This is a genomic window from Snodgrassella sp. ESL0304 (assembly GCF_013344995.1).
Taxonomy (GTDB): Bacteria; Pseudomonadota; Gammaproteobacteria; order Burkholderiales; family Neisseriaceae; genus Snodgrassella; species Snodgrassella alvi.
Genome location: NZ_JAAEDR010000012.1, coordinates 12,406 through 32,724, shown reverse-complemented (window position 1 = coordinate 32,724; position 20,319 = coordinate 12,406). Strand labels below are relative to the sequence as shown.

The window sequence follows — 20,319 nt, the reverse complement described above, 5'->3', positions numbered from 1 at the left end:
CTTACTGGTTATTTGAACATGATAAAATAAGCATGTCTTTTACCCAATCAATAAGCCAATCATGAAATGGAATGATATTCATGCCATAGCATTCGATCTGGATGGTACCCTGGTCGATTCAATCGCCGATTTATGTGCTGCTGCCAATCATATGCGCGCGGAACTAGGACTGTCACCACTGCCAGAATCTGAACTGACTACCTATGTAGGTGACGGTTTATCCAGCCTTGTACACCGGGCTCTCAGTGGTGATCGGGACGGTCTGGTGGATGAAACAATCTGGACACAGGGATTTACTGCTTTTATTTCCTATTACCGTACTCATTTGAGTGTTCACACCCGCCCCTATCCTGAAGTAGAAACCGCACTGGCATTATTCCGTGCCCGTGGTTTGCCTTTAGCAGTAATCACAAATAAAAATGAAATTCTGGCAGTGGAATTATTATGTGAGCTTGGATTGGCTGATTCATTCAGTTTGGTTGTGGGTGGTGATACACTGGCTGAAAAAAAACCTTCTCCTATGCCTTTATTGCACACAGCAGAAGTATTAGGCGTACCTATCGGAAATTTACTGATGGTTGGTGACTCTGCTAATGATATTCTGGCAGCTAAAGCAGCCGGAGCTTTAAGCTGTGGCGTCACATGGGGTTATGCAGATATGGCACAGCTGGCAAAAAACACACAGACTAAACCGGACATTATTGTTGATCATCTGCCTCAGATTGATGATGGCATACGTCATCATGCTAACAGCGAAATCCGCGCATGAAGCAAAAAACCAGTTTACGTGCCCGTGCCATTGCCCTACTGGCACGGCGGGAAATCAGCAGAGCTGAGCTGGCACGTAAACTGCATCCTTATGCAGATGAAAACGACAATCTTGAAGCATTACTGGATGAACTGGCACAAAAGCACTGGCAATCAGATGAGCGATATACGGAAACTTATATCAATAGTAAAAGCCGGCTGCATGGTAATCTGCGTTTAGAGCAAAGCTTGAAGCAAAAAGGTGTGGATGCAGCTCTGATTGCAGATTATTTACCGGACAGAGAACAACAGATAAATAATGCTATAGCTGTTTTGCAAAAAAAATATCGTCAGCCTCCCGCTGACTTAAAAGAAAAACATAAATGTATGCATTTTCTTGCTTACCGCGGTTTTAGTATGGATATTATTCACTCAGCTATCCGGCAGGCGTGGGCTGATACTTCGCTGCCTGACGAAGATGAATACTGATTATAATGCCAGGTACTGACTGCACATCCTAAAATACAAAATTTCGTCTATATACATACAAAATCAATACCTGTACATTTAATTCAGCAAAGCATTATTCAATAAAAAAGCCCGGACTCATAACCGGGCTTTTTGGGTATGTCAAATTAATTAATGTAAACTGACATCTTCACGTTTCACATGGTCGTTACTTGTACCTGTAGGCTTTCCCGACCAGTAGCTGGCGAGAAACGAACCGGAAATATTATGCCATAATGAAAATATTGCGCCCGGTAAAGCAGCCATCGAACCAAAAAATTCAGATCCCAATACTGCTGCCAGACCAGAATTCTGCATCCCTACTTCCAGAGCCAGTGTGCGACAGATGGATTTATCAAAACCAAACAACCGTCCACCCCAGTAACCGCCAATCAGCCCTAAAGCATTATGCAAAATCACACCAACAACAACAATTACCGTCTTTATTCCGATTTTATCGCTGCTTAATGACACCACAGTTGATAGCACAATAATAATCATACACATCGTTATCAGTGGCAGTGAAGGTATAATTTTTTTTACCAGTTTCGGCGCAAAATAATTAATACTTACCCCTATAGCAATAGGTAAGGCAACAATCAGCAAAATTTCCCTGAGCATATTTACGACAGGTACTTCGATTGATGCAGCTATATAAAGTTTTGCCAATAGTGGTGTAGCAAAAATACCCACTACAGTAGACAAGGCACTGATTGTGACAGACAGTGCAACATCACCTTTGGATAAAAACACCATCACATTCGAAGCAGTACCACTGGCCACACACCCTACCAGCACCATTCCTGCCTGCAATTCTGGCGACATGTTCAGCAATCTGGCAATCAGCCATGCGGCCAGTGGCATAATCAGATAATGCAGACCAATACCTGCCGCAATAGGCGCCGGCCGCTTCAATACCCGGGTAAAATCCTCAATTCTCAGCGTCATGCCCATGGATAGCATCACCAGCATCAGCATTTCAGAAATATAAGATTTCAGAGGAATAAAAACGGCAGGATTATAATAGGCAAAGATAGAACATAAGGCTGCCCACAATGGGAACAGCCTCGTGATAATAGCAATCATGAGAATCGTCTCATGCAATGACAAAAATCAGCTTAAGCAGCCATAGCCTTGATTTTGGCAGCCAGACGGCTTTTATGACGTGCAGCTTTATTTTTATGGAAAACACCTTTATCAGCAATGCGATCAATCACTTTAACGCTCTCGCTGTAGGTAACCTGAGCAGCTGCTTTGTCACCAGCTTCAACGGCTTTCAATACTTTTTTAACCGCAGTGCGAAAAGCGGTACGCAAGCTAGCGTTATGAGCACGTTGTTTCAGTGCCTGACGGGCGCGCTTACGAGATTGTGCACTATTGGCCATCAATATCTCCTAACATACATATACAAATCATGAAACGCAGAATTTTAATGACTTCACAGCATAAATGCAAGTACCGGTGTTGTTTTTTCAGCAGGCAACATATAAAAACAAGTAGCCAGGATTACCTGTCCTGCTGTGTTTTTTCATCCTTGATTATGCTATTTTCCGGCAATTTGCGGAAATAATCACTTCTCCAGTACGCCTGAGTTCCTTCCCGAATCAATACCAGACATATTGCAGCCAATGGTAACGCCAGCAGCATACCGACAAAACCAAGTAACTGCCCGAATGCCATTAATGAGAAAATAACCCAGAACGGCGACAGACCAATCCTGTCGCCCACAATTTTCGGAGTGACAAAGAAGCTTTCCAGAAACTGACCAATGGCAAATACACCCCAGACAAGCAATAGTCCTGTCCAGCCATCAAACTGCAATAATGCTGCCAGCGTGGCCAGCAGCAGACCGGTAAAAGCACCCAGATAAGGCACAAACACCAGCAAACCGGCAACCATACCTATAGCAAATCCAGATTCCAGCCCTACCAATGCCAGCCCCAGACCATAAACCATGCCCATAATTACCATTACCAGCAGTTCGCCGCGAAGGAATTCGCCCAGTACCGTATCCATATTGGTAGCGATACGATTATAAGTAGGTAAGGCACGGCGCGGAATCAGATGCCGGATACCGGAGGTCCAGCGATTCCAGTCCAGCAGAAAATAATATAAAAGAAAAGGCAGTAACAGCAGATTGGTCACCCACTCTACCATACCACTGCTATGCTGCCATACTACAGGTAAAACTTTTGAAGCGGCATCTTTAATACTGGCATTATGAGTTTGAATCCATTGTGCTACATACTTGGACATATAATCCGCATCCCAGCGGATACGGATATGAAATGTCTGATTAAGCCATGGAACAAGCCGATGATGCACCCAGTCAAGAAATGCGGGCAGTTTCTCATAAATACTGTCCAGCAAATTAATCAGCATCGGTATCACAATCAGCAGCAAAATCACAATAACACTCAGTCCCAGAAACATCACCAGCATTGCTGCCAGCGAGCGGGAAATTTTTAGACTATGCAGTTTTACTACCAGCGGATTTAAAATATAGGCCAGTACTCCGGCTGCGGCAAAAGGCATTAAAATCGGTTTTAGCCCTACAAATAGACCGATGGTTGCCAGCAGTACCAACCCGCCTATAATCCAGGGGGCAATACCAGAAGAGGTTTTGCTGTTCATATTCATTTAATTACACTCATACTGATTAATAAAAATATAAGCTCACAGCAATATACGGATAATGATTTATCAGCATATTTATTTTGATAATAGCTGAATAAGCACAGTACTGGAATGTCTAAATGTAACATACGTATCAGATACTGATATTTTTTTGCAAAAATTATTCAATTTAACCAGCTGATTTAATCAATTGTTTCCGAATTTACCTTTTTTCATCCAATAAAAAAGCTGTCCGGAAAAACCGGACAGCTTGTGACATAAGAATTTTAGTTCTTACTTTTTACGCTGTGGTGGCAGGTCAGTACACGTACCCATAGCGACTTCAGCCGCCATACCTATTGATTCACCCAGCGTCGGATGAGGATGGATGGTGCGACCGATATCATCTGCATCACAACCCATTTCAATAGCCAGACAGATTTCACCAATCATATCGCCGGCACTCGGACCAACAATTGCACCGCCGATTATCTGTCCACTGTCAGCGTCAAAAATCAGCTTAGTTGCACCCTCACTGCAACCATTGGCTACAGCACGGCCGGAAGCAGCCCAAGGGAATACAGATTTAGTGATTTTTACCCCGTCTTTTTTCGCCTGATCTTCTGTCATGCCTACCCATGCAACTTCCGGATTGGTATAAGCCACTCCGGGGATAACACGTGCATCAAAATACGCTTGATGACCGGCACAATTTTCAGCAGCCACATGGGCTTCATGTACAGCTTTATGCGCCAGCATCGGCTGACCCACAATATCACCTATGGCAAAAATATGCGGTACATTAGTACGCATCTGCTTATCAACATTAATAAACCCGCGATCTGTAACGGCCACTCCGGCGTTTTCTGCACCTATCAGCTTGCCATTAGGTGCACGACCGGCTGCAACCAGAACCAAATCATAGCGTTGCGGCTGTGTCGGAGCTTTAGCGCCTTCAAATGTCACGTAAATACCATCTTCTTTAGCTTCAACAGCTGTGGTTTTGGTATTCAGCATGATATTATCAAAACGATGTTCGTTTTTCTTCTGCCAGATTCTGACCATATCGCGGTCAGCACCCTGCATCAGACCATCCATCATTTCTACTACATCCAGACGTGCGCCCAGTGTGCTGTACACTGTACCCATTTCCAGACCAATAATACCGCCGCCGATTATCAGCATTTTTTCCGGCACAAATTTCAGTGCCAGAGCGCCTGTTGAATCAACAATGCGCGGATCTTCAGGAATAAACGGTAAATTAACTACGCGGCTACCGGCAGCAATAATGGTATTTTTAAAAGCCAGTGTTCTGGTTTCACCGGTTTCAAAACGTCCTTCACCTGAAGTCAGTTTGACTTCAATATGATGCGGATCGATATAACGACCATTACCGCGAATAATATCAACTTTACGGGTTTTAGCCATGCCGGCCAGACCGCCGGTCATTCTCGCTACTACTTTTTCCTTGTAGCTGCGCAACTGGTCGATATCAATTTTTGGTGCCGGATACTCAATGCCATTGGCTTTCAGCTCTTTAACTTCATCAATTACAGCTGCATTATGCAGTAAAGCTTTGGATGGAATGCAACCAACATTCAGACAAACACCGCCCAAAGTTGCATAACGTTCCACGATAGCAACTTTCAGGCCTTCATCAGCTGCGGCAAAAGCCGCAGAATATCCACCCGGGCCGCCGCCAAGTACAACAACATCGTACTCAGCATCACTGCTGCCGGAGTAACTGGCTGCCTGAGGTGCTGCTACCGGTGCACTTTCAGCCGCAGGAGCACTTGCTGCAGGTTTAGCTGTAGCTTCTACTACTGCAATCACACCACCTTCAGAAATTTTATCACCAACTTTAACTTTAACCTCTTTCACCACACCGGCTGTTTCTGCCGGTACATCCATCGTAGCTTTATCTGTTTCCAGCGTAATCAGTGTGTCATCTACCGCAACGGTATCGCCCGGTTTGATTTCTACCGCAATAATATCGACATCTTTATAATTGCCGATATCCGGTACTTTCAATTCAATTAAGCTCATGGTCTTACCTTTTGCCTGACTGTTGCATCAGATACAACAGTAATTGCCTGTATTTCATGTATACAGGCTGCCAGAAACCAATCTGTTTTCAGGCAGCCTGTTATTTAAAAACTTACAGAGATACGCGGCGGAAATCAGCCAGCAGCTGGCTGATAAATACCAGAAAACGCATACCGGCTGCACCATCAATCACACGGTGGTCAAAAGACAGGGACAGCGGGCATTGTAAGCGCGGCTCAAATTCCTTACCATTCCAGGTCGGTTTGATTTGTGATTTACAAACGCCAAGAATAGCCACTTCCGGCGCATTAACAATAGGCGTAAAGCCTGTACCGCCAATACCGCCTAAAGAAGAAATGGTGAAAGAAGCGCCTTGCATTTCCTGAGGTTTCAGCTTGCCTTCACGGGCACGCTTACTCATATCAGCCAGTTCCTGCGTGATTTCTTTCAGACCTTTCTGGTCAGCGTTTTTAATAACCGGCACAACCAGACCATTCGGCGTATCAGCGGCAAAACCGATATGAATGTATTTCTTCAGAATCAGGTTATCACCATCAAGCGAAGAATTAAATTCAGGGAATTCCTGTAATGCTTTCACGCAGGCCAGAATGATGAAAGCCAGCGGAGATACTTTAATACCGGCACGCTCCCATTCTTTATTCAGCTGTTTACGGAAAGCCTCCAGATCTGTCATGTCTGCATCTTCATGTAAAGTAACATGAGGAATCATTACCCAGTTACGAGCCAGATTCTGACCGGAGATTTTCTTGATGCGTGACAGTTCTTTAACTTCAATTTCACCAAATTTGCTGAAATCTACTTTAGGCCATGGCAATAAATCCAGTCCGCCTCCGAGAGAAGCACCACTACCACCCTGCTCAACCTTCTGCATAACCGATTTAACAAATTCACGCAGATCAACAGGGGTAATGCGCCCTTTACGTCCACTACCACTCACACGTCCTAAATCTACGCCAAGTTCACGAGCCAGTTTGCGTACAGACGGGCTGGCATGGGCTTTTTCAAAACCTTTCTCATCAATATCAGAGCTGCCAAAAGCCTGAGGCACATGGCTTTTGATTTCGGCACGTAATTCATTATTTTCAGCAGATGGTGTGGCAGCAACCTGTTTTTTGATTTCAGAAGCTTCTTTTTGTTCCGGGGTTAACGGTGCGGCAGCAGCACTTGCCGGAGCAACAGCCACTTCAATCAGAGCACTTCCTTCTGATACTTTATCGCCAACTTTTACATGTACAGCCGTTACTTTACCGGCAACAGTAGACGGTACATCCATCGTCGCTTTATCAGTTTCCAGGGTAACCAGTGTCTGATCAACAGCTACATCATCACCGACCTTAATATCTACTTCAATTACATCAACATTCGAGAAATTACCGATGTCCGGTACTTTCACAGCAACAGACTGAGCAGCTGTACCGGCTGCTTCGGTAGTTGTTGCCTTAACCGGAGCTTCAGTAGTGGTACCAGCAGATGAAGATGCACTTGCGGCAGCAGAAGTTTCTACTTTCACAATCACATTACCTTCAGATACTTTATCACCCACTTTAACCAGGACTTCTTTCACCACACCAGCCTTATCAGCAGGAACGTCCATAGTGGCTTTATCTGTTTCAAGCGTAATCAGGGTATCGTCTACCGCAATGCTATCGCCAACTTTGACCGCCACGTCAATAACATCGACACCGGTATAATTACCGATATCAGGCACTTTTATTTCTACAATCTGACTCATCATTATGTCCTTTGATGACAGCAGGCTTAAGCCTGCGTCCGACAATCATTAGCTTGCACAGCCAGCAAAACCTGCCTGAAATCCGAATGAACTTCAGGCATTGGGTTTATTAACGTGCCCAGCTCGGTTCTACATCAGCCTTGATACCATATTTATTGATGGCATCCTGTACCACCTGTTTACTGATCTTGCCTTCATCAGCCAGACCATTCAGAGCAGCTACAGCCACGTGGTAACGGTTGATTTCAAAGAACTCACGTAAATTGTCACGGGAATCACTGCGACCAAAGCCATCTGTACCCAGAACTGTGAACACATCCTGTGGTACATAAGCACGAATACGGTCAGCAAAGTGACGTACATAATCGGTTGAAGCCACAATCGGACCTTCATGACCAGACAGTAATTGAGTCACATAAGGTACTTTCTGGGTATCGGTCGGATGCAGACGGTTGTAACGTTCGATATCAATACCATCACGGTACAGTTCGTTAAATGAAGTCACACTCCAGATATTGGCATCAACATCGAAATCCTGTTTCAGCAATTCTGCTGCAGCAATCACTTCCTGCAAAATAACACCGGAACCCATTAACTGCACTTTCAGTTTACCGCTGGTACCTTCCTGCAACAGATACATACCTTTCAGAATCTGCTGTTCGATTCCATCACGCTGCGGCATAGCCGGATGTTTATAGTTCTGGTTCATCAGAGTGATGTAATAGAACACATCTTCACGATCTACATACATGCGCTGCAGACCATGCTGAATAATGACAGCAACTTCATAAGAGAAGGACGGGTCATAGGAAATGCAGTTCGGAATCAGCTCAGCCTGAATATGGCTGTGACCATCCTGATGCTGCAAGCCTTCACCGTTCAGAGTTGTACGGCCGGAAGTACCGCCCAGCATAAAGCCGCGGGCACGCTGATCACCAGCAGCCCAGGCTAGATCGCCGATACGCTGGAAACCAAACATTGAATAATAAATATAGAACGGGATTAGCGGGCAATCATTATTGGAATAGCTTGTTGCAGCAGCAATCCATGAGCTCATTGCACCCGGCTCATTAATACCTTCCTGGAAAATCTGACCATTTTTAGATTCTTTATAGAACATCAGCTGGTCGTGATCCTGCGGGGTGTAAATCTGACCTTTTGGATTCCAGATAGCATACTGACGGAACAAACCTTCCATACCGAATGTACGGCTTTCATCCGGCACAATCGGCACAATCCGCTTGCCGATATTTTTATCTTTAAGCAGTGTACTCAGAATACGTACAAAGGCCATTGTTGTAGAGAACTCACGGTCACCGCTATCCTGCAACTGAGCTTCAAATTCACTTAATGGCGGAATTGGCAGCTGCTCAGAATCAGGATGACGGTAAGGCAGGAAGCCACCCAGCTGAGCACGGCGCTCTTTCATGTATTTCATTTCTTCGCTGTCTTCAGGCAGTCGGAAGAATGGCAGAGTATGCTCCATCTCTTCATCAGTTACCGGAATCTGGAAACGATCACGGAACTGTTTCAAAGATTTCATATCCATTTTCTTAGCCTGGTGAGCAGTATTCTGTGCCTCACCAGAAGCACCCATACCATAACCTTTAATGGTTTTAGCCAGAATTACAGTCGGACGTCCATCCGGATTATTAACTGCTTCATAGTAAGCGGCATACACCTTATGCGGATCGTGACCACCACGGTTCAGTGACCAGATTTCATCGTCTGACATATTAGCCACCATGGCTTTCAGTTCAGGCGTATTGAAGAAGTGTTCGCGCACATATGCGCCATTCTGTGATTTATACATCTGATAATCACCGTCAACACATTCTTCCATGCGTTTTTTCAGCAGATTATCTTTATCCTGAGCCAGCAGTGCATCCCACTTACTGCCCCAGATTACTTTCAGTACATTCCAGCCGGCACCGCGGAAGTTGCCTTCCAGTTCCTGAATAATTTTACCGTTACCGCGTACCGGTCCGTCCAGACGCTGCAAGTTACAGTTAACAACAAAAATCAGGTTATCTAATCCATCACGGGCAGCCAGTGCAATTGCGCCCTGACTTTCCGGCTCATCCATTTCGCCGTCACCACAGAATACCCATACTTTACGGCCCTGAGTTTTCGCCAGACCACGGGATTCCAGATATTTCAGCAAACGAGCCTGATAAATACCCTGGATTGGTCCCAGACCCATAGATACTGTCGGGAACTGCCAGAAGTCAGGCATCAGCCATGGATGAGGATAAGAAGACAGACCATTACCATGTACTTCCTGACGGAAATTACTCATCTGTTCTTCAGTTAAGCGGCCTTCAACAAATGCACGTGCATAGAAACCAGGTGCACTATGACCCTGGAAAAATACCAGATCACCTTCCTGATTATCTGTTTTACCATGCCAGAAGTGATTGAAACCAACATCATATAAAGTAGCACAAGACTGGAAGCTGGCAATATGCCCGCCCAGCTCAAGATTCTTTTTGCTGGCATTTAATACCAATGCTGCTGCATTCCAGCGCACCAGTGATCGGATTCGGTGCTCTAATTCATGATTACCCGGTGATTTTTTTTCTTTACCAACAGGAATAGTATTCAGATAGGCTGTTGTGGCACTGAACGGCATATAAATGCCTCGGCGGCGGATATAGCGCACCAGGCTTTCCATTAAATAATGCGCACGTTCAGGTCCCTCTTGTTTCAGCACCGAGCTGAGTGAATCCAGCCATTCCTGGGTTTCAATCGGATCGATATCTTGATCATGGAAGTCAGCAGACATAGCAATATCCTCTTTCATTTGGGATTGAGTCATGAACAAAACACTTTATGTTGTTGCTATTTCATTTATCATTTTCTTTATTAACCAGATGCTTTACCAAATTAATTAAAAGAAATACAAATAAATTCAAATAACTTACAATAAATCTGCATAATCTTAGTTGAATAAAAGCATATATTATTGTGATGCAACATACTGTATTTTCGTTTAAATCGTACCAGCGTAATACCTAAACAGCAATGTATTTTTACACCAATTTTCTGATTTAAAACAAGTAAACAAATTATCACAGAAATTTTATCAGAATGTGGTAAATGATTTTTACTATGCCAAAAACAGGTAATTAGATAAAACAAAAGTAAATATAATAAGTTATATTAATACTAAATACGTAATTATCATTAACAAAAACTATTTCTTATTAATAAATTCAGAATTGAAATTATTTTTGAATTTATGCACATTAGTTGGCATTTATTAACAAATAAATTTTATTTTATACAAACGCTATTAATGAGTAATCATATTTGTTTATTCGCTGCTTTAAACAACCAAACCTAAATCAAGTTATCAGTATCAGTTTTATTCAGACAAATGAGATTTTCTTTATTTTTTATCTTAGTTTTAATTCTTTAGAATTTTATTTATAGTTTAATGTTAAATAATTATCATAAACTGATCCCATAAAATTATTTCACATTCTGTTATTTTCAATCTCAATTTATAATTTATTTAGTCTAATCAATATTATATTAGCTGGATTATTACAATTTTTCTTTATCGCATTATTAAATCAAGTTTTAATTTCTTTCAGACTTCAAAAATTAATCATTTCATTTTTATTTAACTATAATTAAAACACAAATATACATTTTATTAATTGTTTTTACTACCTAAAATAAGCACTTTAAATCTTAATCATTTGACCTTATTTTAATTTAAATAGTATTTTGAAAACGAATAGAAATTTCAGCAAAGGATAAAATATGGCTGAACGCAATTATTATGAAATTCTGGGTGTTGATCGAAAGGCCAGCGAAGACGATATCAAAAAAGCTTATCGTAAACTGGTTCGCAAATATCACCCAGATGTAAGTAAAGATCCTGATGCCGTAGCTAAAACTAGTGAAATCAATATTGCTTATGAAACCTTACATGATAAGGAAAAACGGGCTGAATATGATGAAATGCTGGACAATCCGTTCCGGCATAGCAGCCGGCAGGCTGGAGGCAGCCAGGGTGATTACAGTTATCAGCAGTATGATTTTGACCCTAGTCACTTTGGCCAGAACGGAGCCTTTGGCAATGGCGATTTTCGTTTTGACGACTTGTTCTCTGCTTTCGGCAGCAGTGCAAGACAAGGCTTTCAACAACGCCGAAGCGGCCCGGTAGGCGGAGAAGACCAGCATGCTGAGCTGGTTATTGATATTGCCGCAGCCTATCAGGGAGCACAGCGTAATTTATCCCTGGATATGCCTACACTGAATGCTCAGGGGCAAATGGCTTATGAGCGTAAAACACTCAATGTAAAAATTCCGGCAGGGATTACTGAAGGTCAGCAAATCCGGCTTAGCGGTCAGGGATTACCTGGTTTTAACGGTGGTTCATCCGGAGATTTATATTTAAAAATCAGTTTCCGTAATCAGGATAATTTATATGTCCAGAACCGTAAAGATGTTTACCAGCGTATCAACGTTGCTCCCTGGACTGCTGCATTAGGCGGTAAAACAGATATTACTACTCCGGCCGGCAAACTGAGTGTCAATATTCCTGCCAACAGCCACAACGGGCAGAAAATGCGCCTGAAAGGTAAAGGTATACCGGCAAAAGCAGCCGGTGATTTGTATCTGCTGATAAATATTGTGCTGCCACAAGCCAGTAACGAAGCAGACCATGCCGCATGGCAGGCACTTGCGACGCATTACGCCGGTTTTAAACCCCAGAATCATGTTTGATAACAGGAGCGAAGAATGAATAAAAATCAACAAGATATTGAATTGAGCTTTGATGATCTGGTTCGTGCCTGTGACAATCAGAGTAACTGGATATTAAGCCTGATTGCTGAAAGCGTTATTCCTGTTGAACAAGAACCGCAATTGGCGCGCTATAGTGGCTACCATATGGCTATTGCCCGCCGCGCATGGCGTATTCATCGTGATTTTGATGCCAGTGCGAGTGCCACTGCACTGATTCTGCAATTACTGGATGAAGTAGAAGATTTACGCCGACGCGGTTAATCCGGAGTGAGTAATTAACCAATACTCTTTGCAGTTACTGGTCATTATCCGGCAATTGTGCAGAACCCATTCGCCGTAAAATAACATTGGCTTTACGGCGGATTTCTTTATCTCGCGGATGATCAATGTAATAAAGCGGTCTGGGTACACGCGCAGCGAGTTTGGCTGCCTGCTGCGGAGACAACTGCATGGCGGTTCGTCCATAAATCGTTTCACTGGCCGCTTCGGCACCGTATACCCCATATCCCCACTCAATTACATTCAGATATAGCGCAAAAATCCGGTCTTTATTGGTTGTAGCTTCAAGTAGCGAAGTAATCACTGCTTCCTCTGCCTTACGCCAGTAACTGCGGCTTTCAGATAAAAACAGATTTTTAGCCAGCTGCTGGCTGATGGTTGACCCGCCAGCCTTAATATTACCCTGACGTTCATTTTTTTTAATGGCCGTACGGATACCATTCCAGTCAAAACCATCATGTTCGGCAAAACGCGCATCTTCTGAGGCAATCAGCGCTTTTTTCAGATTTGGCGAAATACGGTTGTAAGCTACCCACTGATAATTCAACTGCGTATCCGGACGGGTTTCAGCCAGCTCATGTATACGTAACAACATAAACATGGTACGGTGCGGCGCCACTGTCCGATAGATTAACAGACTGCCATAAATATAAACATTAAACAGCAAAAACAGCGTAACGAGCACAATTAACAAATTACGCACGATTTTCATGACTGTTCCATTTCTTTACGTATCTGCTCGGTTACCGGTCGGATATCAGGATTAAAACCATGCCACAATGCATATGAGGCTGCTGCCTGCGCTACCAGCATACCAAGACCATCAGCCAGATGCCGGCACCCTGCTTCATGAGCCTGAAGCAAAAAAGGGGTTAACTTTGCCGAATACATCATATCGTAAACCAGTTGCGCCCTGGCCAGTGCTGGCGCAGATACAGGTAATTTCTGCCCGTGTAAACTACCTGAGGTAGCATTGATAACGACATCATATTCCGGTTTTATCTGCGTTACCGCGCACCAGTTTACATTATGCTCCTGAGCAAGCAACTGCGCTTTTTCTGCTGAGCGGTTAGCAATAGTCAGCGAAGCCGGCAGTTGCTGTAAAAGTGGCTGAATGACACCACACGCTGCACCACCCGCTCCCAGCAGTAATATATGTTTATTACTCAGAGAAAAAGACAATAATTCTTCAATTGCCCGCACCAGACCGATACCGTCAGTATTGTCTCCCAGCAACTGTCCGTTGCGCCAGAATAAAGTATTAACAGCTTTTGCTGCTTTAGCCCGTTCAGTCAGCACATCAGCCAGAATATAAGCCTCATGCTTAAAAGGCACAGTAACATTGGCCCCGGTTCCGCCAGCTTTAAAAAATTCTCTGGCTTGTGCAGCAAAATCATCAACAGCAATCAGACGCCGCTCATAAATTAACTTTTGACCGTGCTGAGCAGCAAAAGCCTGATGAATTTGCGGAGAACGACTATGCGCTACAGGATTACCCAATACTGCAAATATACTCATTGACTCCCCTCTGCTATGTAAATAACTGTTGCCATTATCCAGACTACACCGGTTAAAGGCAAAACCCTATCATAAAACCATTAATTTTTCTTTCATGATAAGCAGACGCTGGCTTTCATACGCATGCATATCTGGTCGCTAAATAAATTTCTGACTGAATAAAATTAGTTTTTTAGCCTGAAAACCAGACCAATTAGCAACAATTGTAAAAATTATTTTTATTTAACTTCAATTTACCGTATGATTTACTCGCGCTTACTCTTTAATTTTCGGATTATCGATTAACCGTAATAAAACCTGATTACATCCAGGTAAACACAAAACTACTTATCAATCAGCTGGCATTCAATCAATCAGCACGTTCAAAAAATAATCTGATATCAGGCCAGCATCTGAAGCAAAAATTTTTAATTTTTATGCAATGCATATTGCAATGCCAATTGATATAGTTTTTATCAGGATGAATCATGCATACTCGCCGGCCTGTCATTCCTCACACATTCAATAAATTACCCTTACACGTTAAACTGGGATATGCCATCGGACAAATGGCTGATTCACTCGCCTATAATCTTTTTTATGTTTTTTATCTTTTTTTTCTGACAAACGTTGCCAGCATTCCTGCTACTCAGGCAGGTACTATTGTTCTGATTGCTGTTATCTGGGATGCTGTAGCTGATCCGCTGGTCGGTCAGTTTTCAGATAATATCTGTTCACACTGGGGGCGACGCAGACCATTAATGCTGGCAGCTATTCTGCCATATACCCTGCTATTGTTACTGCTCTATACTGATATTTCATCTCTCAGCACCAATCAGAAAACAGTTTATTTCACCATAATTGCCATTCTGTTCTGGTCTGCTTACAAAATCTACGTCATACCTTTTTACACTTTAGGTGCAGAAATGACCAATAACTTTGATGAACGTACTTCGCTTCGGGTATGGGCGGGTTATGCACTTAATGCAGCCGTTCTTGTATCTTCTTCCGCTCCGCCGCTGATTGTTAAATGGATTGTAGATCATGGATTCAGTGTCAGCAGCGGCTGGCAAGGCGTGAGTGTGATATTTGCTGTCCTGACTTTACTGAGTGGACTCACCTGCTGGTTTCTGACTCGTGGTTATGAACTGCCTGTCCGGCAAAAAACAAGCCGAATACACAGCAGAAACCGGCTTCTGGCTTTTATTCGCGAAGTTATCAGTAATATGATTGAAATCTGGCGTCTTTCATCAAGTAAATTTCTTGGCGCATCAGTTTTTTTCTGGTCGGCTGCTTACGCGCTCAGTACCGGAGCCTTATATTATTTATTCTTAAACAACATGGCATACAGCGAAAAAGATGCTGCGATCTGTTTTTTGATTTACAGCTTACTGGCTCTTGCCTGGCTTCCCGCTGTAAATTATACCGCGCAGAAATTTGATAAAAGAAATGTCTATTATCTGTCTATGCTCATCAGCTCAATAGGCACAGGCGTATTCTTTTTTTGCGGATTTCCTAACAGAGCTATGCTGATAATTTTTTTAATTCTGCTGCAACTTGGTAATAGTTATTTTTGGACTATATATTATTCCATGATGTACGACATTAGTGAGCTGGATGATTTTATTAACAACAAACGAAGAGAAGGAGCAATTACAGCCCTGATGTCATTCTTACAAAAATTCGGTAGTGCACTGGCCATTTGGTTTATTGGTTTTTATCTGGAGAAACATGGATATATATCATCTACAGGTCAGGAAACCATTATTCAGCCACCACTGGCACAACAGGCTATTCTGGAGTTAAACACATGGATTCATGCATTAGCCGGCATTATTGCTGCACTGTGTGCCATTGGTTATCCACTGACCCGCAGCCGTTATCAGGCATTACTTACCGCTCTTAAAGCAAAAAAAGAGCAGCAGCCGTACACCACCAGTAATTTCAAACAACTATTGTAAAAATACTGCAAAAGCTGATACTTACAATATAATCAAGATAAACAACATGATACATGTAAAAAGGAGAAATATTATGACTAAGAAACGTGCACGGGAATTAGGAATTCCTCTAACCGGCACCACTGGCAAAAACAATGCGATAACCGATGTATGCGGCATTGAAGTTGGCTACAGTACCGTTATCTATGGTACACCGGATGATTATACAGGTCAGGGTTCAGCCTTTGCCCGTACTGGCGTAACCGCTATTTTGCCCAGAGGTAAACAACGCAGTGCTGTATTCGTCGGCAGGCATGATTTAAACGGTAATGGAGAATTAACCGGCACGCACTGGCTGGATGATTCAGGTTTAATGCATGGTCCGGTACTCATTATGAACAATATGATTCAGAAGATGATATTGAGGCATTACGAATAAAAGCAGAGGCTATTTGCACAAGAATAAAATAGGGCTAATATGGGAATAAAAGTAACGGGCATTGATAGATGCATAAAGAGCTTTGATAAAACTATAAACAGAACAACAAAAAATGCGGTTAGAGCGATGCACGCGTCAATGATTGTAGGAGCTACACAAGCGGCAATCTACACTCCTATAGACACATCAACATTAATTAACTCACAATATCGGGAGGTCGTCATTAATGGCACTCGTATCACTGGTAGAGTTGGTTACACTGCAAATTACGCGGCTTATGTTGCAGACCCATCTATAAAAATGAAATTTAAGCGCCCTACTGCTAAAAAAGATTTTCTAAATGAGGGCTTCAAAGATGTAGAAGCTGAAATACTAGATATCTTTAAACGTGAATTATTTCGTTAAAGTTATAATCAATATATCAACCGCCTGATTGGCGGTTTTTTGTATTAAACAAAATAGATGCTTAAGGAAATAAACAAATATATTAAGGCTAAGGCTAAAATTACTTTGAAGTTAAGTGATAACTTTCAGTCAGTAAATCGAATATTTCTTTATCTGATAAATGTCCAGAAAGAATAATGCTGATCCAATGTTCTTTATTCATATGATATGCAGGCAAAATACCTTCTTTTTTCCTTAAAGAGCCTATATGTTCAGGTCTTGCTTTAATATCCAGAACATCAATCTCTTTATCGTCTTTTAGTCCAAGTTTTGAACCAGATACATTCATAACAATAGCATACCATTTATCACCATCCTGATGATGGCGCAATACTGCATAGTTAGGTAAATTTTCCCAAAGATAGTTAGGTTCTGAATGAAAATGTTTTTTGGCATAGTTAAATAATGTTTCTCTATTCATTATAATCTCCTAAAGATGTTGGATATAGAAAATACAAATTAACTGCATGTGAGTTTACTCATATAAGTATAACATTATAGTTGACTTGGAATAATCAAAATCATAAAAAATAAATAGCCCAACCAATACTAACAGCGTAGGTATTGTTCGTGATACCACCAGCAAATGGATGATAGATAATCACTTTTATTTTCCATATGTTAACAATGGTCAGCCTGTAGACGGCGTAGGATATTTTTATCCGGTAGTGGGCGAAACATGGGACGGATTATTAAACGACATTAATGGTTTTCATATCAGACCTGAACATGCACTTGAGGCTTTAAATAATGCACACGCAGGTGCCATTGCTGAAGGTAACGTCGGTGGTGGCACCGGCATGATCTGCCATGATTTCAAAGGTGGTACCGGCACCGCATCACGTATAGTCAGCACAGAAGCCGGTGAATTTACTCTGGGTGTACTGGTACAGGCCAACCATGGGATGCGTGATACTTTTCAAATTTGCGGTATTCCGCTGAAAGATGAATTTGGCCCTGAAACCATGCCTGTAATCAATACTTTTGCCCCCAAACCGGGAACAGGATCTATCATCGTGATTCTGGCTACCGACGCCCCGTTACTTCCCTGGCAACTGAGTAAACTCACCAAACGTGTCCCTATTGGTATCGGCTTACTCGGTGCTTATGGTGATAACGGTTCAGGCGACATTTTTCTGGCTTTCTCTACCGCTAATGAAAATGCTTACAGTCTGGGCATCAGCAAAATTGACATGCTGAGCGATGAGATTATTGATCCGCTTTATATTGCTACAGTAGAAGCAGTTGAAGAAGCAGTATTAAATGCTTTATGTGCAGCTGAAACCATGGAAGGTCGTGACCACAATCTGGTTCAGGCACTACCGCAGGATCAACTGTTAGCAATTTTAAAAAAATACGGAAAAATCAAATAAATAATTAATATTTATCAATTTCAGCCCGTTAATTATGAGTTAACAGATAACTTACGGGCTGAAACAAATCAATACGATTCGATTCAAATATCAGCATTCCGAATCAATTACATAAGAAAATTTGAAATAACGCCTTTTATTTACGGTAATATTCTGCCTGATACATCAACCTGGCTCTTCCTTATTTCCTGACAATATTTGATTTATTAAATTTTTCTGTAGTGAATATCTAAATCTGATAGTTCACAAATTCTGATATAAACCAGAATAGATATATATAACAACATGTTTTTAAATAAATTAATTTAATCCGTTATAAAAAACCGGCTTTTTTTACATCAATGCGTTTTTTTTACAAATTGAATGTGGCAGAATCACCTTAACTTGCCGGAGAGTTTGTCACTCTCCAGACCTTAATGGGAGCCTTAAATATGTCAATAAAAAAAGTAGTTAGCCTGATTGAAGAAAATGATGCCAAATTCATTGATTTGCGCTTTACCGATACAAAAGGCAAACAACAGCACGTATCCGTACCAGCCAGAATTGTGCTGGAAGACCCTGAAGAATGGTTTGAAAACGGTCAGGCTTTTGATGGATCTTCCATCGCCGGCTGGAAAGGAATTCAGGCTTCCGATATGACTCTGAGACCAGATGCATCGACAGCATTTATTGACCCTTTCTATGATGACACCACAGTTGTTTTAACCTGTGATGTTATCGATCCGGCCAATGGTCAGGGTTACGACCGTGATCCGCGCTCCATCGCAAAACGTGCCGAAGCTTATCTGAAATCAACCGGTATCGGTGATACTGCATTCTTTGGTCCGGAACCGGAATTTTTCGTGTTTGACGGCGTAGAATGGCAAACCGATATGAGCGGTACCCGTTATAAAATTCATTCTGAAGAAGCCGCATGGTCTAGCGGTAAATCATATGACGGTCAGAATACCGGACACCGCCCGGGCGTTAAAGGCGGCTATTTCCCTGTAGCACCTGTTGATTCCGGTCAGGATTTACGCTCAGCCTGCACCCAGACACTGGAAGCGATCGGCATTCCGGTAGAAGTACATCACCACGAAGTTGCCACTGCCGGTCAGATGGAAATCGGTACCCGTTTCAATACACTGGTGCGCCGTGCTGACTGGACACAAGATATGAAATATGTCATCCAGAATGTAGCGCACAACTTTGGCAAAACTGCTACTTTCATGCCAAAACCTATTCTGGGTGACAATGGTTCCGGTATGCATGTACATCAGTCTATCTGGAAAGACGGACAAAATCTGTTTTCCGGTGATGGCTACGCCGGCTTGTCTGATCTGGCTCTGTACTACATCGGCGGTATCATTAAACATGCTAAAGCACTGAATGCGCTGACTAATCCGTCAACCAACTCTTACAAACGTCTGGTACCGCATTTTGAAGCCCCGACCAAACTGGCCTACTCTGCCAAAAACCGTTCAGCTTCTATCCGCATTCCGTACGTTGCCAGTGCAAAAGCCCGCCGTATCGAAGCTCGCTTCCCGGATCCTACCGCTAATCCTTATCTGGCTTTCACTGCTTTGTTAATGGCCGGACTGGACGGCATCCAGAATAAAATTCATCCGGGTGATCCTTCAGATAAAAATCTGTACGATTTACCACCGGAAGAAGATGCTCTGGTACCAACCGTATGTGCTTCTTTAGAAGAGGCACTGGAAGCACTGAAAGCAGACCATGAATTTTTAACCCGTGGCGGCGTATTCAGTCAGGACTGGATCGACAGCTATATTGAATTCAAGAGCGATGATGTAAAACGCATCCGTATGGCACCACATCCGCTTGAATTTGAAATGTATTACAGTCTGTAAAATATTAGTCTCAAGCTGATTCTCAGACCGCTTTATCTGTGGGATAAAGCGGTCTGAATTGTATCCG

18 protein-coding genes are annotated in these 20,319 nt (G+C 42.6%); 9 read left to right on the top strand and 9 right to left on the bottom strand.

Annotated elements, in window-relative coordinates:
• Positions 1 to 61: 61 nt before the first annotated feature.
• Positions 62 to 769 carry a phosphoglycolate phosphatase gene (locus GYX91_RS03760; protein ID WP_041880341.1) on the top strand — a complete coding sequence of 236 codons (708 nt, stop codon included), beginning with the start codon at positions 62 to 64 and terminating at the stop codon, positions 767 to 769.
• A complete protein-coding gene (gene recX / locus GYX91_RS03755) occupies positions 766 to 1,236 on the top strand; it encodes a recombination regulator RecX (RefSeq protein WP_174829989.1) in 471 nt (156 codons plus the stop codon). Before GYX91_RS03760 ends, recX begins: the two co-directional genes overlap by 4 nt.
• 150 nt (positions 1,237 to 1,386) lie before the next feature.
• Here recX and GYX91_RS03750 read toward each other — a convergent pair whose 3' ends face one another.
• The 6 genes from GYX91_RS03750 to aceE all read right to left on the bottom strand — a co-directional run bounded on the left by GYX91_RS03750 (position 1,387) and on the right by aceE (position 10,487).
• Positions 1,387 to 2,340: a bile acid:sodium symporter family protein gene (locus tag GYX91_RS03750; protein ID WP_174829988.1), complete on the bottom strand. Its 954-nt coding sequence runs from the start codon at positions 2,338 to 2,340 to the stop codon at positions 1,387 to 1,389.
• 32 nt (positions 2,341 to 2,372) lie between these two features.
• A complete protein-coding gene (gene rpsT, locus GYX91_RS03745; RefSeq protein ID WP_025330392.1) occupies positions 2,373 to 2,639 on the bottom strand; it encodes a 30S ribosomal protein S20 in 267 nt (88 codons plus the stop codon).
• Between the two features lie 121 nt (positions 2,640 to 2,760).
• Positions 2,761 to 3,888 (bottom strand): AI-2E family transporter, encoded by a 1,128-nt coding sequence (locus GYX91_RS03740; protein ID WP_084549997.1) that lies wholly within the window; start codon positions 3,886 to 3,888, stop codon positions 2,761 to 2,763.
• Positions 3,889 to 4,164: 276 nt separating this feature from the next.
• Complete coding sequence (gene lpdA, locus GYX91_RS03735; RefSeq protein ID WP_174829987.1) at positions 4,165 to 5,916, bottom strand: dihydrolipoyl dehydrogenase; 1,752 nt, start codon at positions 5,914 to 5,916, stop codon at positions 4,165 to 4,167.
• 112 nt (positions 5,917 to 6,028) lie between these two features.
• Positions 6,029 to 7,669, bottom strand: coding sequence for a dihydrolipoyllysine-residue acetyltransferase (aceF, locus tag GYX91_RS03730; protein WP_078475322.1), 1,641 nt, complete (start codon positions 7,667 to 7,669; stop codon positions 6,029 to 6,031).
• Between the two features lie 109 nt (positions 7,670 to 7,778).
• Positions 7,779 to 10,487 (bottom strand): pyruvate dehydrogenase (acetyl-transferring), homodimeric type, encoded by a 2,709-nt coding sequence (aceE, locus tag GYX91_RS03725; protein WP_370520371.1) that lies wholly within the window; start codon positions 10,485 to 10,487, stop codon positions 7,779 to 7,781.
• 953 nt (positions 10,488 to 11,440) lie between these two features.
• Between aceE and GYX91_RS03720 the strand changes: the two genes are divergently transcribed.
• Both GYX91_RS03720 and GYX91_RS03715 read left to right on the top strand, forming a co-directional pair.
• Positions 11,441 to 12,409, top strand: a complete 969-nt coding sequence (locus tag GYX91_RS03720) for a DnaJ C-terminal domain-containing protein (RefSeq protein WP_078475324.1) — start codon at positions 11,441 to 11,443, stop codon at positions 12,407 to 12,409.
• Positions 12,410 to 12,424: 15 nt separating this feature from the next.
• Positions 12,425 to 12,691 carry a chaperone modulator CbpM gene (locus tag GYX91_RS03715; RefSeq protein WP_078475325.1) on the top strand — a complete coding sequence of 89 codons (267 nt, stop codon included), beginning with the start codon at positions 12,425 to 12,427 and terminating at the stop codon, positions 12,689 to 12,691.
• A gap of 34 nt (positions 12,692 to 12,725) precedes the next feature.
• Here the strand turns inward: GYX91_RS03715 and mtgA are convergent, their stop codons facing one another.
• Positions 12,726 to 13,421: a monofunctional biosynthetic peptidoglycan transglycosylase gene (gene mtgA / locus GYX91_RS03710; RefSeq protein WP_174829986.1), complete on the bottom strand. Its 696-nt coding sequence runs from the start codon at positions 13,419 to 13,421 to the stop codon at positions 12,726 to 12,728.
• Complete coding sequence (gene aroE, locus GYX91_RS03705) at positions 13,418 to 14,227, bottom strand: shikimate dehydrogenase (protein WP_174829985.1); 810 nt, start codon at positions 14,225 to 14,227, stop codon at positions 13,418 to 13,420. The genes mtgA and aroE overlap by 4 nt, the downstream gene beginning before the upstream one ends.
• Positions 14,228 to 14,694: 467 nt before the next feature.
• Between aroE and GYX91_RS03700 the strand changes: the two genes are divergently transcribed.
• The 3 genes from GYX91_RS03700 (at position 14,695) to GYX91_RS03690 (ending at position 16,990) form a co-directional block, all read left to right on the top strand.
• The gene (locus GYX91_RS03700; RefSeq protein WP_174829984.1) at positions 14,695 to 16,167 is read left to right on the top strand and encodes an MFS transporter; all 1,473 of its coding nucleotides are present in this window, start codon (positions 14,695 to 14,697) and stop codon (positions 16,165 to 16,167) included.
• 73 nt (positions 16,168 to 16,240) lie between these two features.
• Positions 16,241 to 16,585, top strand: coding sequence for a P1 family peptidase (locus tag GYX91_RS03695; RefSeq protein WP_172349936.1), 345 nt, complete (start codon positions 16,241 to 16,243; stop codon positions 16,583 to 16,585).
• A 39-nt stretch (positions 16,586 to 16,624) separates the two neighbouring features.
• Positions 16,625 to 16,990 (top strand): hypothetical protein, encoded by a 366-nt coding sequence (locus GYX91_RS03690; RefSeq protein WP_078475330.1) that lies wholly within the window; start codon positions 16,625 to 16,627, stop codon positions 16,988 to 16,990.
• Positions 16,991 to 17,090: 100 nt separating this feature from the next.
• Here GYX91_RS03690 and GYX91_RS03685 read toward each other — a convergent pair whose 3' ends face one another.
• Positions 17,091 to 17,450: an MmcQ/YjbR family DNA-binding protein gene (locus GYX91_RS03685; protein ID WP_037489287.1), complete on the bottom strand. Its 360-nt coding sequence runs from the start codon at positions 17,448 to 17,450 to the stop codon at positions 17,091 to 17,093.
• A gap of 109 nt (positions 17,451 to 17,559) precedes the next feature.
• Here GYX91_RS03685 and GYX91_RS03680 point away from each other — a divergent pair, with 109 nt between their 5' ends.
• Entirely contained in the window at positions 17,560 to 18,402 is an 843-nt protein-coding gene (locus GYX91_RS03680; protein WP_174830164.1) for a P1 family peptidase, read from the top strand.
• A 431-nt stretch (positions 18,403 to 18,833) separates the two neighbouring features.
• Positions 18,834 to 20,252, top strand: coding sequence for a type I glutamate--ammonia ligase (gene glnA, locus GYX91_RS03675; RefSeq protein WP_025330382.1), 1,419 nt, complete (start codon positions 18,834 to 18,836; stop codon positions 20,250 to 20,252).
• Positions 20,253 to 20,319: the final 67 nt, after the last annotated feature.